This window comes from Nocardioides pocheonensis (genome assembly GCF_003725535.1).
GTDB lineage: Bacteria > Actinomycetota > Actinomycetes > Propionibacteriales > Nocardioidaceae > Marmoricola > Marmoricola pocheonensis.
On sequence record NZ_RJSF01000007.1, the window covers coordinates 72,049 to 85,900 of the forward strand.

Below are 13,852 nucleotides of genomic sequence, written 5' to 3' on the forward strand. Positions count from 1 at the left end.
GCGTTCATCGTAGGGATCGGGAGGCCTCCACACCGGGATGTCGGACAGCCGGCGCCCGCGAGGGTCCGGCTCCTACCCGCCGGGCAACGGCACCGGACGCACGTCGGGGTAGCCCACCGGGAGCAGGTACGCACCGCGTCTGAGCTGGCAGAACACCTGCCAGTGCCAGTAGCCGCGGTAGGCCGAGGCCGACTCCTGCATCGTCCGGGCGTACGCCGTGACCGCGCCGACGTACCGCGACGAGGGGTTGTAGTGCCACAACGCTCCGGCCATGTCGCCGGGCGCGCCGTGGTCCTTCAGCAACCGGGCGGCGGCGAGCACCGCGTCGCGCGGGTCGTTGATGTCGCCCCCGGCGCCGTACCTCGCCCAGGTCGCCGGCATGAACTGCATCGGACCGAGGGCGCCTGCCGTGCTCGGGCCGCGGATGCGGCCCATCCGGGTCTCGACCAGGTGGATCGCGGCGAGGTAGGTCCACGGGACGCCGGTGAGGCGCTCCGCCTCGCGGTAGTAGGCGAGCAGCACCTCCGGCTGCGGCGGCTCCAGGATCCGCCAGGGTGGGAACTTCACCCGGGGCTCGGTCAGGGCGGTGAGCAGGTCCGCCGCCGTGAGCTGCGCGCGGGTCTCGCGGGCCGTAGCGGGTCGAAGCGAGGCGAGCACCTGGCGCCGAAACGGGTGTGAGGCGCGGGCGAGTGCGCGTACGGCGAGCTGCTGGAACTCGCCCGCCTTCCGCACCTCGTCCACGGTGGCGTCCCGCTTGCGCAACGTCGTCACCGCTCGGTCCAGCTGGCCGGCCAACGTGTCCGCGTCGCCGACGCTCGGGGCCTGCGCGTCGCCGGGACGTCCTGACGGTGCGGCCGAAGGGGGCGGGGTCCGACCGCTGGACTCCCGAGGGGCTGCGCTCGGGGACGCACTCGCCGAGGGGTCGCGCCGCGCTTGCTCCCCGCTGCTGCACGACGCCAGCAGGGCCGCGGTGATCGCGACGGCCACCGCGCCTCGAGCGAGGAGCAGAGCCGCGGAGACGCGGCCGCGGCTGTCGTCGGCCATGCCCCTGTCCTACACCCTGGGCAAGGCGGTGCCGTCCGCCTCCGGCGAGGGGTCGACGGGCTGGACGACCAGGGCCGGACGCAGTCCGTTCGCGACCGGGTCGAGGCGTCGCTCGAGGACCCGGGTCGCCAGGAGAGCCACACCCAGGCAACCTCCGCAGAGGAGAACCACGTAGGCGGTGCGGGCACCCTGTCCGATCAGCAGGCCCGCGATGACCGACCCCAGGACGAAGCTGGCCTGCTCCGCCCCTGCGACGAGCGCGTTGTAGCGGCCCCGCACCTCGTCGGTCGCGACGTCGTTCGTGATGGCGGGCAGGGTCGGCTGGAGCAGGGTCTCGCCCAGCGCGAAGATGGCGGAGGAGCCGACGAGCATCACCGCGATCGCTGTGCCGGACCCCACGACCTGGGTGAGGCCGACCAGACCCCACACCACGAACCAGAGAGCGGCGACCAACGCGAGGGCGCGGGTTCGGCGTACCCCACCGAGCCTGGAGACCACCGCGAGCTGCGCCAGAACGATGACCACGCCGTTCGCGGCGAAGGCGACCCCGAGCGTGCGCGGCGTGGCGCCCACCGACCGGGCGAACGCCGGGAATCCCACGTTCAGCTGGGTGTAGCCGACCACGCCGATGAGCAGCGCGAGGCCCACGAGCGGGATGGTCACAGGGTCGCGCAGGACGACGCCGTACCCACGCACTGGCGGTCCGTCGTCGCCGTCGTCCGCGACCGGCTCGATGACCGGCCGGTGCAGACCGATCGCAGCCAGGAAGATCGCGAGCGCGATCAGGTACGACGCACTGTCGCCCAGGAAGACCTGGCTGAAGCTCGACGGGCGGCCCAGCGACACGAAGAGGCCGCTCACGACACCGCCGAACGCCATGCCGAGGTTCATGGTCGCGAACCGCAGCCCGAAGTACCGCTGTCGCAGGGACGACGGCAGGACGCTCCCCAGGAAGGTCATCAACGCGACCGCCTGCCCGACGAACCCCAAGCCGAGCACCGCGAGCGCGACGGCGATCGCGAGCTCGGTCTCGGCGGCGGACATCAGGATCTGGGCTCCCGCCAGGCTGAGCATCGACAGGACCAGGACGGTCCGTACACCGATCCGGTCGACCACCGAGCCGACCGGCCCGGACGCGATCGCCGAGAGCACGAAGGGCAACGCCACGAGGAACCCGATGTGGGTGACCGGGATGTGCCGGACGTCGCGGAAGTAGACCACGTAGAACGGCAGGACCAGCCCGGTGCCGATGCAGTCGATGGCCACGGCGGGCAACGCGACCCGCGCCGGCGTACCGGCCTCGAGCCACATCTCACGGATTCCACCTCGACGTGGGCTCACCTCCGCATGCTTCCACCTCGGAGAGGACTCCGCAGTCGCATCGGGGATCCGGACCGCTCGGGGACGGATCCCCCGAGTTGCGGAGACGGCATCGTCGTGTAATCTCTACTATTCCAGTAGACAAACAGTTGAAAGGTTCCTCGATGAGAGTCCCCACCGTCGCCACCAAGATCGCGGCCGCCTCTGCCGCCCTCCTGCTCGCGGGAGTGGGTCTCACCGGTTGCGCCGAGAGCGAGGCCGCGGCCGGCGGCTCGAGCAACACCATCCGCTACCAGGGCTACCAGGGCTCGGTGAACCTCCCCGAGCTCGCCGCGGCGCTCGGCGACCTCGACGGCGTCCGGCTGAAGTACGTCGGCACGGTGCAGGGCGGACCGCAGTCCATCCAGGCCCTGGTCAGCAACCAGGTCGACTACGGCGCCGCCTTCAACGGCGCGATCGCGCAGATCGCGTCGACCGGCGCGCCGATCACCTCGGTGATCTCCTACTACGGGTCCTCCGACACGGTGCAGGCCGGGATCCTGGTGAAGGCGGACGGAGGCGTCACCTCCGCGAAGGACCTGATCGGCGAGAAGGTCGCGGTCAACACGCTCGGCGCCAACGCCGAGGCGGTGCTGGACACCTTCCTGGCCAAGGGCGGCCTGACCCAGGACCAGATCAAGAAGGTCACGCTGGTGCCGCTCCCCGGCATCAACGAGGAGGCGGCCCTGCGCGAGGGCAAGGTCGATGCGGCGTACCTCGGCGGCGCCTTGCAGGAGTCGGCGCTGAGCCGCCCCGGGCTGAAGGTGCTCACCACCGACGTCGACCTGGTCGGTCCCTACAACGGCGGCAGCATCGTCCTGCGTGACCAGTTCATCAAGCAGAACCCGGCGCTGACCAAGAAGTTCGTCGCCGGGATGGCCAAGGCGCTCGTCTACACCGAGACGCACAGCGCCGACGAGGTGCGCGCCAAGCTCCAGGCCTGGCTCACCGCGCAGGGCCGGCCCGACGACGCGAAGGCGCTGACCCTGTGGAAGGGCACCGGCATCGCCACGCACGCGGGCCTGATCCGGGACAAGGACTTCGACCTCTGGCTCGACTGGCTGAAGTCGCGCGGTGACGTGAAGGCCGACTCGATCAAGGCCTCCGACATCTACACCAACAAGTTCAACCCGTACGCCGAGGAGGGCTGACATGAGCAGCGCCATCGAGCTGGACGGCGTCCGCCAGGTGTTCCACGTCCGCGACCGGCAGGGCCGGCGCCAGCAGTTCGTCGCCCTGGAGGGGCTCGACCTCTCGATCCGGGCCGGTGAGCTGTTCGTGCTGGTCGGCCCCAGCGGCTGCGGCAAGTCCACGGTGCTCGACCTGATCAGCGGGCTCAACCGCCCTGCTGCGGGTTCGATCAGGGTCGGCGACCGCGTCGTCGACCAGCCCGGACTCGACCGCGGCTTCGTGTTCCAGCAGTACACCCTGCTGCCCTGGCGCACCGCGCAGGGGAACGTGGAGTTCGCCCTCGAGGCGGCCGGCGGACTCAGCCGGAGGGAACGCCGTGAGCGGGCCCGCCAGTACCTCGACCTGGTCGGGCTCGACGAGTTCGCCGACCGCTACCCGCACGAGCTCTCCGGCGGCATGAAGCAGCGCGTGGCGATCGCACGCAGCCTCTCCTACGAGCCCGAGGTGCTGCTCATGGACGAGCCGTACGGCGCGCTCGACGCCCAGACCCGCGAGCGGCTGCAGCGCGAGCTGCTCGCGATCTGGCGACGGACCGGCACCACGATCGTCTTCATCACCCACGACATCGACGAGGCGGTCTTCCTCGGCCAGCGCGTGGGTGTGATGAGCAGCCGACCGGGACGGATCAAGGCCGTGGTCGACATCGACCTCGACCGCGACCACCCCGACCAGGACGTCCGGTCGACGCCGGAGTTCGCCCGCCACCGGCACCAGGTCTGGAGCCTGCTGCGCTCCGACCTGGAGACGGTGGACGACCCGGCCCGGGCCGAGGCGGAGGAGGTCGGTCGCGTTGCCTGACCTCCTCCTCGAACGCACCGCGGCCCGGCCGAACCCCCGCCAGGAGGAGGCCGCCGAGGTCACCGCGGCGCCGCGCCTGGGCACCGGCCTGGCCTCCCTCGCCCGCGGGCTCACCGGGATCGTGCTGCTCGCCGCGATCTGGGAGATCGCTCCCCGGGTCGGGCTGGTCAACGACTACTTCGTGCCGCCGCTGTCGCAGGTGGCGCAGGCGTGGTGGGACCTGGCCCGCTCGGGCGAGCTGCTCCGGCACCTCGAGGCCAGCGTGGTCCGATCGGCCACCGGCTTCGGCCTCGCCCTCGCGCTCGCCATCCCGCTCGGGGCCGCGGTCGCGTGGTACCGGCCGGTGCGCGAGGTGCTCACCCCACCGCTCGAGCTGTTCCGCAACACCGCCGCGCTGGCGCTGCTGCCGGTCTTCGTGCTGATCCTCGGCATCGGGGAGACCTCGAAGATCGCGATCGTCACCTACGCCTGCTTCTTCCCGGTGCTGCTGAACACGATCAGCGGCGTCGGCAACGTCGACCCGCAGCTGCTGCGGTCGGCGCGCGTGCTGGGCCTGTCGCCGGTCGCCACGTTCCGCAAGGTGGTGTTCCCGGCGGCCCTGCCGACGATCTTCACCGGCATCCGGATCGCCGGGGCCGCCGCGGTGCTCGTGCTGATCGCCGCGGAGATGATCGGCGCCACTGCGGGCCTGGGCTACTTCATCAACTACGCCCAGAACAACTTCCTGATCGCACCGATGTACGCCGCCATCCTCACCACCTCGGCGCTGGGGCTGGCCGTCAACTACGGCCTGGTCGCCCTCGAGCGCCGGCTGTCCCGCTGGCGCGCCTGAGCCCCTGCCACGTCCACCACCCCAAGGAGAAAGCCCGATGAACGACCCCCGACACCTGCACCTCAACGCGTTCCTGATGGGCGTGGGCCACCACGAGGCGGCCTGGCGGCTGCCCGAGAGCGACCCCTTCGCGAACACCGAGGTCGCGCACTACCAGCACCTGGCCCGCATCGCGGAGCGCGGCTTGCTCGACTCGGTCTTCTTCGCCGACAGCCCGTCGCTGATGACCCATCCGGCCCGACGCCCGGCCGAGGCGATCGACCCGGTCCTGCTGCTCGCCGCGATGAGCGCCGTGACCGAGCGGATCGGGCTGATCGCGACCGCCTCCACGACGTACGACGAGCCCTACAACGTGGCCCGCCGGTTCGCCTCCCTCGACGCGATCAGCCACGGCCGCGCCGGGTGGAACGTCGTGACGTCGGCCGCCGAGGACGCCGGCGCGAACTTCGGCTACGACACGATCCCGGGCCATGCCACGCGGTACGCGCGGGCCCAGGAGTTCCTCGAGGTCGTCACCGGCCTGTGGTCGGGCTGGCAGCCGGGCGCGGTGGTCGCCGACAAGCTCGCCGGCGTGTACGCCGACCCGGCGCTCGTGCGGACGCTGGACCACCACGGCGAGCACTTCTCGGTGCGCGGGCCGCTCAACGTCGGCCGCAGCGCGCAGGGCTGGCCGGTCCTGGTGCAGGCGGGCTCGTCGCCGGCCGGCATCACGCTCGCCGCCCGGTTCGCCGAGGCGGTGTTCACCGCCCAGCGCAGCCTCGAGGACGGCCAGGCGTTCTACCGGGAGCTCAAGACCGCGACCGCCCGCGCCGGACGCAACCCCGACCACGTCAAGATCCTGCCGGGCATCGTGCCGATCCTCGGCGGCACCGAGGAGGAGGCGCTGCGTCTCGAGCGCGACCTGGACGACCTGATGGTCCACGAGCACGCGCTGCACCAGCTCGCCGAGCAGATCGGCGTGGCCGCGCAGGACCTCGACCTCGACGCCCCCCTGCCCGCGCAGGTCCGGCCGGCCGAGGAGATCGAGGGCAACCGCAGCCGCTACGAGCTCACCGTCGCGCTCGCGAGGAAGGAGCGGCTGACCGTCCGGCAGCTGCTGAACCGGCTCGGCGGCGGCCGCGGCCACCGCACCTTCGCCGGCACCCCCGAGCAGCTGGCGGGCACGATCGAGCAATGGTTCCGCTCGGGTGCCGCCGATGGCTTCAACGTGATGGCGCCGGTGCTGCCCTCGGGCCTCGAGGCGTTCGTCGACCACGTCGTGCCGTTGCTGCAGGAGCGCGGGCTGTTCCGCCGGGAGTACGCCGGCAGCACCCTGCGCGAGCACTACGGCCTGCCGGTGCCCGGTCTCGGCGTGGCGCGGGAAGAGGCGAGCGCATGACCGTCACCCTGCACGCCCCGGTGCGCTGGAAGTTCCAGCACCTCGGACGGCACGTCCTCACCGGACAGCTCCCCCCGCGCCACGGCGCGATCTGACCCACGACCCTCGAAGGAGAGCACCACCCATGGCCCACGTCCTCGCCGTCTCCGGCAGCCCGATGGAGATCTCGCGCAGCGCCGTCCTGCTGCGCCACGTGACCGACATCGTCACCAGCCGCGGCCACACCGTCGACACCCTGCGGGTGCGGGACCTGCCGGCCGAGGCGCTGCTGCACGCCGACTTCGCCGACCCGGCGATCCGCGACTCCCTCGCCCGGCTGGAACGCGCCGACGCGGTCGTGGTGGCCACACCGGTCTACAAGGCGGCGTTCTCGGGGCTGCTGAAGAGCTGGCTCGACCTGGCGCCGCAGTTCGGCCTGCGCGGCAAGTCGGTGCTGCCGCTGGCGACCGGCGGCAGCGTGGCGCACGCGCTGGCGCTCGACTACGCACTGCGGCCGGTGCTCACCTCGATGGAGGCACGGCACGTCGTGAACGGCTTCCTGGTGCTCGACCGGTTCATCGAGTCGCCGGCTCCCGTCGAGCCCTCACCCCTCGAGGCGCCGGTGAACATCCACGCCGACGCCGCCCCGGCGCTGACCAAGGTGGTCGAGGGCTTCCTGGAGTCCCTCGACATGGGGGCGGCGCGGGTGGTGGCCTGACCCGCGATCGAGACCCTGGCCGGGGTGGCCCGTGCTAGGTTGGCAGGGCTGTCACTGCTTCGCCATCACCCCGATTTCTTGCGGGTTCTCGGCTCTCGTCACGAGCCGATGATGGTTCCTCGACACCCCTGGGTTCCGCAGCCGCGGGACCGCGGAGGCGTGCCGTTGCCCAGTGACCGAAGAGCCGAAACGAAGGCAGCGCGAGTGATCTCGTTCCTCTGGTCCCCTGGCAACCGCCTGCCCGCCGGCACGGGTGGGTCCGAGAACTACACGGTCGGCCAGGTGCGCGAGCTCAACCGGCGGGGTGTGCCTGCACAGGTGGTGACCGTGGGGCTCGGCATCGCCGACGGCCGCGAGGAGTTCTCCGACGTTCCGTTCCGGTCGCTGGCCACCCTCGCGGAGGTCGGTGACCTCGACGGCACGGTCGTCTTCGTCAACGAGCCCCATCTCGTGACGACCCGCTCCCCGGCGTACCTGATCCTGCACAACCCCCCGCCGCTGCGCGAGCAGCACCGCGCCTTCGCCGTCGAGGGCACGCGCGACCGCGTGCTGATCGCGACCAGCAGGTACGCCGCGGCGCTCTGGGCCGACTACCTCGACGTCGACGTCGCGACCGTCCACGTCGTCTACCCGTTCGCCGAGCCGGCCTTCGCCGCAGAACCCCGGCCCACGCACGACGCCGGGACCACGCGGATCCTCTTCGCCGGCCGGCTCAGCCCGGAGAAGGGCGTCTACACCCTGCTCGAGATGATGCACGTCGACATCATCGACGAGGACCTCGAGCTGGTCTTCACCGCAACGACCGCCGGGGCCGACAAGCGCCAGGGCAAGACCATCGCCGACCTGCTCCGGGCGCACGACGGCATCGCGCTGGTGGAGTCCTGCCGGACCCCCGAGACGATGGCCGCGCTCATGGCGGTCCACGACGTCGTCGTGATGCCCTCGACCAGTCAGTACTGGCACGAGACCTTCGGGATCGTCTCGATCGAAGCGCAGCACGCCGGCTGCCGAGTCGTCGCCTCCGACGACGGCGGGCTCCCCGAGACCGACTGCGGTGGCCTCGGCCTGGTCACCCCGGACAACGCCGAGACCCTCGCCTGGGGCCTCCGGGCGGCGATCGACAGCGGACCACTCTCCGACCTCGAACGACGCCGGGCCGGTGCGCAGTTCACGGTGGCCCAGTCGGTCGACGGCCTGCTGGCCGTCCTCGCCCTCCCGGCCGCAGTCACGCCCGCGACGGTCGTGCGCCAGCTCGAGGAGCTGATCCAGCTCCCCGCCGCCATCCGGCCCGTCGTGGCCTGAGCGTCAGATCGCGTTCTTGCGGATCACGTCACCCAGGCCAGGGCTCACCGACTCGGCCCAGCCGACCATGGCGGCGACCATCGGCGTCACGCGCCGCGAGCGGCTGACGACCGCGTCGCAGACCACGCCGGCCGCCTGGTCGACGGTGAGCGCCGGCATCCGGCGGTAGAGCTTGGTCGGCGCGATCATCGGCGTCCGCACCAGGGGCATGTGCACGTTCGTGAACACCACGCCCTCGTCGAGCACCTCTCCCTGGACCGAGTCGGACCACGCCTCGAGCGCGGCCTTGGACGCGGCGTACCCGGAGAAGCGCGCGGGGCGCAGCAGCGCGGCCCAGCTGGAGATGTTCACGACCTGCCCCGACTCGCGCTCCATCATGGTCGGCAGCAGCCCCAGCGTGAGCCGGATCGCGGCGAAGTAGTTCAGCTGCATCGGCCGCTCGAAGTCCTGGAACCGGTCGACCGAGTAGCGCACCTTGCGGCGGATCGACATGCCGGCGTTGTTGACCAGCACCTCGACATGACCGTGCGCGTCGAGCACCTTGGTGACCAGGGCGTCGACCTGGTCGAGGTCGGCGAGGTCGCAGCGGTATGGGTACGCCGTACCGCCGAGCGCCGCGATCTCCGCGGCCAGCTCGACCAGCTGCTCCTCGCTGCGGGCCACCAGGAGCACGGTCGCTCCCGCCGCCGCGAACCGCGACGCCGCGGCGCGGCCGATGCCCGACGAGGCGCCGGTGACCAGCACGACCTTGCCGCCGACCGCCTCCCTCAGCGCGGCGCTGCCGTCAGGTCCCACCAGGCGGCCGGCCCGGGCGAGCAGGTTGCGCGAGCTGATCGGCGTGGCGCCGACGGTGTTGACGCCGCGCACGACGGCGCGGGTGAGGGCGCGACGACTCAGGTCCATCCGGCAAGCGTGCCACCGATGGCGCGCCGGCGCGCTGTGACGTGGACCATGCGGGCCCGGGTCTCGATAGGGTGACCGCAGGAGTGCCGGGAAGTCTGGTCGGCAGACGCTTCCCCGACCCTGGAGCCGCCCCGTGCACGACGTGATCCCGTTCGCCGTCATCGTCGCGAGCGCGGCCCTGGCCCTCCTCGCCGCGACCGGCTCCTCCCGCCTCAGCGAGCGCACCCAGATCCCGACGCCGGCGATGTTCCTGGTCGCCGCCTCGCTCGTCGTCGACCTCTTCCCGCGCCTCGGGTCGCTCACGGTGCGTACCGACCAGCGGATCGTGACCGTGGCCCTGGTGCTGATCCTGTTCGACGGCGGCATGCATATCGGGCTGCGCCGGTTCCGCCCGGTCGCCGGCGCCGTCGTCTGGATCGGCGTCGCCGGCACGTTCGTCACCGCGGGCGCCCTCGCGTACGCCGCGCACACCCTCTTCGGCTTCGCGTGGCGCGAGGCCCTCCTGCTCGGCACCGCGCTGGCACCCACCGATCCGGCGGTCGTGTTCTCCGTGCTCGGCCGCCGCGAGATCGCCGGCCGCAGCGGCACCCTGCTCGAGGGCGAGTCCGGTGCCAACGACCCGGTCGGCATCGCGCTCATGCTCGCCGTGCTCGGCACGTCGGGGAGCGGCCTCCACGCCGTCGGCCACGGGACCCTCGAGTTCGTCCTGCAGATGGCGATCGGGATCGTCTTCGGCGTGGCGGGCGGCTTCGCGCTGCGCTGGCTGATGCAGCACCTGCCGATGCCCAACGCGGCGTTGTACCCGCTGCGCACGATCGCGTTCGCGCTGCTGGTCTACGGCGCCTGCACGGTCGCCCACGGGTCCGGCTTCCTCGCGGTGCTGCTCGCCGGGATCCTGGTCGGCGACACGCGCGCGCCGTACAAGCGGGAGATCGAGCGGTTCAGCTCCGCCGCCGGCAGCCTCGCCGAGATCGTCGCGTTCACCGTGCTCGGCCTCTCGATCCCGCTCTCGGACGCGTTCGGGCACGGGCACGCCTGGACCGGCGTCGGGCTCGCCGCGCTGCTCGTGCTGGTGATCCGGCCGGTGCTGCTCGGGCTGGTGCTCGCACCGATCCGGCTGCGCCGCGGCGAGCGGGCGTTCGTGCTGTGGTCGGGGCTGAAGGGCGCCGTGCCGATCTTGCTGGGCACCTACGTCCTCACCGAGGGCAGCGGCGGCGCCGACCGGATCTACGCCGTGATCTTCGTGGTGGTGCTGGTCTCCGTGGTCGTCCAGGGCGGCCTGGTGCCGACCTTCGCCCGCCTCTGGCGCGTGCCGATGCGCGTCGTCGAGCCCGAGCCCTGGGCGCTCGGCATGCGCTTCCGCGACGAGCCCGAGGGCCTGCACCGGTTCACCGTCCGCCGTGGGTCGCTCGCCGACGGCACCCCGATCGAGGACCTCCCCCTCGGCGAGGACGTCTGGATCAGCATGGTCAGCCGCGGCGGCCGGCTCGTGCACGTGCGCGGCGACACGGTCCTCCAGGCCGGCGACGAGGTCCTCACCCTCGCCCCCGACGACGCCGCTGCGGGTGCCCTCTTCCGGGCTCCGTGAGGACCGGGACCCCGCACCGCTACTCGTCCGCCGATCAGTTGATGATCTCGCCGCGTTCGTCCTCGAGGATCACCGCGAGCCGGTCGCGCCATGCCTGCAGCGCCTCCGGAGCAAGGCGGGGCCAGTCGGTCACCTCGCCGACGACCTCGAGCGGCTCGCTGCTGCGGTAGGACCGGGTGGGGTTGCCGGGGAACTTCTTGTCGGTCACGTTCGGGTCGTCCTCGAACGGGCCGGTCGGCTCGACGGCGTACACGCGCGGGGACCCCTCGCCCGCCGCGAGCTCGGCGGCGAGCCCGGCACCCTCGACCAGCGCCGTGAAGTAGATGTGGTTCATCGTGACTTCGGGCCGGTAGTTCGACCGGTATCCCGCGGTGAGGAGATCACCGACCCTCAGATCTGCCTTCGTGCCGTGGAAGAACGGCCCCTCGTCCAGCACGTCAGTCACCCCCACAGGCTATGCGGGGCCCCTTCACAAGACGCAGGGTGGGCGCGGTGCCGACGGCACCGCGCCCACCCTGCAGATCCCTCAGGCGGCCACCGGCTCCAGCTCGCCGTTGCGGGCCGCCTCGGCGTGCTCCGCGCTGTCCCGGCTGGAGATCAGCAGGGCAGCGAGGACCGCACCCGCGACGGCGAAGCAGGCGCCGACCGTGAAGGCGTCCGAGAACCCGTGGGTCAGGGCGGTCGGGGCACTCGCACCGGCCTGGAACGCGTCCTTGGTCGAGGCGTTCGCGATCGAGGCGAGGATCGCGAGACCGAGCGCGCCGCCGACCTGCTGGGAGGTGTTGATCAGCCCCGACGCTAGGCCGGCCTCGTGCGCCTCGCTGCCGGTGACCGCGGCGATCGTGACCGGCACGAACGAGAAGCCCAGCCCGACCCCGGCGATGATCGACGGGCCGAGCACGTCGACGGCGTACGAGCCGGTCGGGTCGATCTGGCTGAACCACGCCAGCGCGATCGCCACGAGCACCATGCCGACGATCAGGACGTTCTTGAACCCGAGCCGGGTGACCAGGGCGCTGGCCGCGCCGGCCGCCAGGATGATCGCGATCGCCAGCGGCAGGTAGGACACCCCCGCCTCGAGGGCGGAGTCGCCGAGCACCTGCTGGAGGTAGAGCGTGATCAGGAAGAACATCGAGAACAGCGACATCCCGATCAGGACGCCGACCACGTTGGCCCCGCGCAGCGTGCGCTTGCGGAAGATCGAGAACGGGATCAGCGGCTTGCGCGTGCGCAGCTCGACGACGACGAAGGCCACGAGCAGAGCTCCGGCTCCGGCCAGGCGCCAGACCGTCTGGGCCGAGCCCCAGCCGACGTTGATCGCGTCGACCATCGCGTACACGAGCAGCGCGGTGCCCGCGGACACGGTGATCGCGCCGGGCAGGTCCAGGGTGCGGTCGCTCTCGTCCTCGGCCGTCGACTCGGTCAGCCGCTTCGGGGCCTGCCAGACGATCAGCGCGCCGATCGGCACGTTGACGAACAGCACCCACTCCCAGCCCGCCCACTCGGTGAGCACGCCGCCGAGCAGGACGCCCGCCGCGCCCCCGGCGCCGGCGACCGCGCCCCAGATGCCGAGCGCCTTGTTGCGCTCCTGCCCCTCGGAGAACGTGGTCGTGATGATCGACAGCGCCGCCGGTGAGGCGATCGCGGCGCCCAGACCCTGGAAGGCGCGCGCGGTGATCAGCCAGGTCTCGTTCTGCGCGAGGCCGCCGGCCAGCGAGGCCAGCGCGAAGAGCGCCATGCCGATCATGAACACCCGGCGCCGGCCGAGGTAGTCGGCCAGGCGCCCACCGAGCAGCAGGAAGCCGCCGAAGGTGAGCGTGTAGGAGTTGACGACCCAGGACAGGTCGTTCTGCGAGAAGTCGAGCGCCCGGCCGATGGAGGGCAGGGCGACGTTGACGATCGAGGCGTCGATGACCACGACGAACTGGGTCATCGCCAGCAGGGCGAGCGCGAGGTTGCGCGCTCGTGGAGTGCTGAGGTCGGGCTGGGACATGAGGGCTCCTGAGGTCAAGTGGAATCGAGATTCCGATTCAGGATCGCGACGTTACGGAGGCTGGATTCCGCTTGTCAAAGGAAATACGGAGGTAAGATTCCGGATGTCGCCGACCGCGAGCACCCACCGATCGAGCACTCACCGACAAGGATTGCCGTGACCACCGACATTCGCCCGCTGCGGGCCGATGCCCAGCGCAACCTCGAGCGGATCCTCGCTTCGGCGCGCGCGCTCTTCGCCGAGCGCGGGCCGGCAGCGCAGATGGAGGACATCGCCGCGCACGCCGGCGTCGGGGTCGGCACCCTCTACCGCCGCTTCCCCACGAAGGAGGCCCTGGTCACCGCGCTCGTCCGGGAGCGGTTCCAGCAGTTCGGGCTGATCGCGGCCGAGTGCGAGCGGATCGAGGACCCGTACGACGCGCTCGCCACGATGATGCGCCGGCACGCAGAGTCCACCGAGGGCGACGTCGCGTTCCAGCTGGCGATGCTGAAGCTCAACGACTTCCACTGGGAAGGCATCGAGCAGGACAAGGCCGCCCTCAACGCGGTCGTCTCCCGGATCATCGAGCGCGCCCAGGCCGCGGACCAGGTGCGCGCCGACCTGGCGGTCGAGGACTACGGGATGATGATGTGCGGCGTGACCGCGACGATGCACTTCATGAGCGAGCGGCACGAGTGGCGCCGCCACCTCGACCTGATCCTGGCCGGGCTGAAGCCGAGCTGACGGCTACCGTCGGCGGGGCGATCCGGCACCACCACGGGAGGCAC

General features: G+C 71.7%; 13 protein-coding genes. 8 read left to right on the forward strand and 5 right to left on the reverse strand.

The genetic code is table 11. From position 1 onward, the window contains the following. Positions 1–72: 72 nt before the first annotated feature. Together EFL26_RS03515 and EFL26_RS03520 are read right to left on the reverse strand one after the other, a co-directional pair. On the reverse strand, positions 73–1,044 hold the full coding sequence (locus tag EFL26_RS03515) for a lytic transglycosylase domain-containing protein (RefSeq protein ID WP_123221508.1): 972 nt from the start codon (positions 1,042–1,044) through the stop codon (positions 73–75). Positions 1,045–1,053: 9 nt separating this feature from the next. Then, on the reverse strand, positions 1,054–2,385 hold the full coding sequence (locus EFL26_RS03520) for an MFS transporter (RefSeq protein ID WP_183408008.1): 1,332 nt from the start codon (positions 2,383–2,385) through the stop codon (positions 1,054–1,056). 143 nt (positions 2,386–2,528) lie between these two features. Here EFL26_RS03520 and EFL26_RS03525 point away from each other — a divergent pair, with 143 nt between their 5' ends. The 6 genes from EFL26_RS03525 to EFL26_RS03550 all read left to right on the forward strand — a co-directional run bounded on the left by EFL26_RS03525 (position 2,529) and on the right by EFL26_RS03550 (position 8,601). Further along, positions 2,529–3,554 (forward strand): ABC transporter substrate-binding protein, encoded by a 1,026-nt coding sequence (locus tag EFL26_RS03525; protein WP_123221510.1) that lies wholly within the window; start codon positions 2,529–2,531, stop codon positions 3,552–3,554. Between the two features lies 1 nt (position 3,555). Continuing rightward, positions 3,556–4,392 (forward strand): ABC transporter ATP-binding protein, encoded by an 837-nt coding sequence (locus tag EFL26_RS03530; protein ID WP_123221511.1) that lies wholly within the window; start codon positions 3,556–3,558, stop codon positions 4,390–4,392. Continuing rightward, the gene (locus tag EFL26_RS03535) at positions 4,385–5,224 is read left to right on the forward strand and encodes an ABC transporter permease (RefSeq protein WP_123221512.1); all 840 of its coding nucleotides are present in this window, start codon (positions 4,385–4,387) and stop codon (positions 5,222–5,224) included. The genes EFL26_RS03530 and EFL26_RS03535 overlap by 8 nt, the downstream gene beginning before the upstream one ends. 37 nt (positions 5,225–5,261) lie before the next feature. Then, complete coding sequence (locus tag EFL26_RS03540) at positions 5,262–6,602, forward strand: LLM class flavin-dependent oxidoreductase (protein ID WP_123221513.1); 1,341 nt, start codon at positions 5,262–5,264, stop codon at positions 6,600–6,602. Positions 6,603–6,726: 124 nt separating this feature from the next. Then, a complete protein-coding gene (gene ssuE, locus EFL26_RS03545; RefSeq protein ID WP_123221514.1) occupies positions 6,727–7,299 on the forward strand; it encodes an NADPH-dependent FMN reductase in 573 nt (190 codons plus the stop codon). Between the two features lie 204 nt (positions 7,300–7,503). After that, positions 7,504–8,601 (forward strand): glycosyltransferase family 4 protein, encoded by a 1,098-nt coding sequence (locus tag EFL26_RS03550; protein WP_183408009.1) that lies wholly within the window; start codon positions 7,504–7,506, stop codon positions 8,599–8,601. 3 nt (positions 8,602–8,604) lie between these two features. Here the strand turns inward: EFL26_RS03550 and EFL26_RS03555 are convergent, their stop codons facing one another. After that, on the reverse strand, positions 8,605–9,504 hold the full coding sequence (locus tag EFL26_RS03555) for an SDR family NAD(P)-dependent oxidoreductase (protein WP_183408010.1): 900 nt from the start codon (positions 9,502–9,504) through the stop codon (positions 8,605–8,607). 133 nt (positions 9,505–9,637) lie between these two features. Between EFL26_RS03555 and EFL26_RS03560 the strand changes: the two genes are divergently transcribed. Continuing rightward, positions 9,638–11,092 carry a cation:proton antiporter domain-containing protein gene (locus tag EFL26_RS03560; protein WP_123221516.1) on the forward strand — a complete coding sequence of 485 codons (1,455 nt, stop codon included), beginning with the start codon at positions 9,638–9,640 and terminating at the stop codon, positions 11,090–11,092. A gap of 34 nt (positions 11,093–11,126) precedes the next feature. Here EFL26_RS03560 and arr read toward each other — a convergent pair whose 3' ends face one another. Both arr and EFL26_RS03570 read right to left on the reverse strand, forming a co-directional pair. Continuing rightward, positions 11,127–11,537 carry an NAD(+)--rifampin ADP-ribosyltransferase gene (gene arr / locus EFL26_RS03565; RefSeq protein WP_123221517.1) on the reverse strand — a complete coding sequence of 137 codons (411 nt, stop codon included), beginning with the start codon at positions 11,535–11,537 and terminating at the stop codon, positions 11,127–11,129. An 81-nt stretch (positions 11,538–11,618) separates the two neighbouring features. Further along, positions 11,619–13,085: an MFS transporter gene (locus EFL26_RS03570; protein ID WP_123221518.1), complete on the reverse strand. Its 1,467-nt coding sequence runs from the start codon at positions 13,083–13,085 to the stop codon at positions 11,619–11,621. 156 nt (positions 13,086–13,241) lie between these two features. On the opposite strand from EFL26_RS03570, the gene EFL26_RS03575 reads away from it, so the two are divergent. Beyond that, positions 13,242–13,808, forward strand: a complete 567-nt coding sequence (locus EFL26_RS03575) for a TetR/AcrR family transcriptional regulator (RefSeq protein ID WP_183408011.1) — start codon at positions 13,242–13,244, stop codon at positions 13,806–13,808. The last annotated feature ends 44 nt before the right edge of the window (positions 13,809–13,852 follow it).

What these genes read in the sequence shown, in the direction of transcription:
- EFL26_RS03515 (WP_123221508.1), bottom strand. Translation starts at nt 1,044, where the DNA reads ATGGCCGACGACAGCCGCGGCCGCGTCTCCGCGGCTCTGCTCCTCGCT.
- EFL26_RS03525 (WP_123221510.1), top strand. Translation starts at nt 2,529, where the DNA reads ATGAGAGTCCCCACCGTCGCCACCAAGATCGCGGCCGCCTCTGCCGCC.
- EFL26_RS03530 (WP_123221511.1), top strand. Translation starts at nt 3,556, where the DNA reads ATGAGCAGCGCCATCGAGCTGGACGGCGTCCGCCAGGTGTTCCACGTC.
- EFL26_RS03540 (WP_123221513.1), top strand. Translation starts at nt 5,262, where the DNA reads ATGAACGACCCCCGACACCTGCACCTCAACGCGTTCCTGATGGGCGTG.
- ssuE (WP_123221514.1), top strand. Translation starts at nt 6,727, where the DNA reads ATGGCCCACGTCCTCGCCGTCTCCGGCAGCCCGATGGAGATCTCGCGC.
- EFL26_RS03555 (WP_183408010.1), bottom strand. Translation starts at nt 9,504, where the DNA reads ATGGACCTGAGTCGTCGCGCCCTCACCCGCGCCGTCGTGCGCGGCGTC.
- EFL26_RS03570 (WP_123221518.1), bottom strand. Translation starts at nt 13,085, where the DNA reads ATGTCCCAGCCCGACCTCAGCACTCCACGAGCGCGCAACCTCGCGCTC.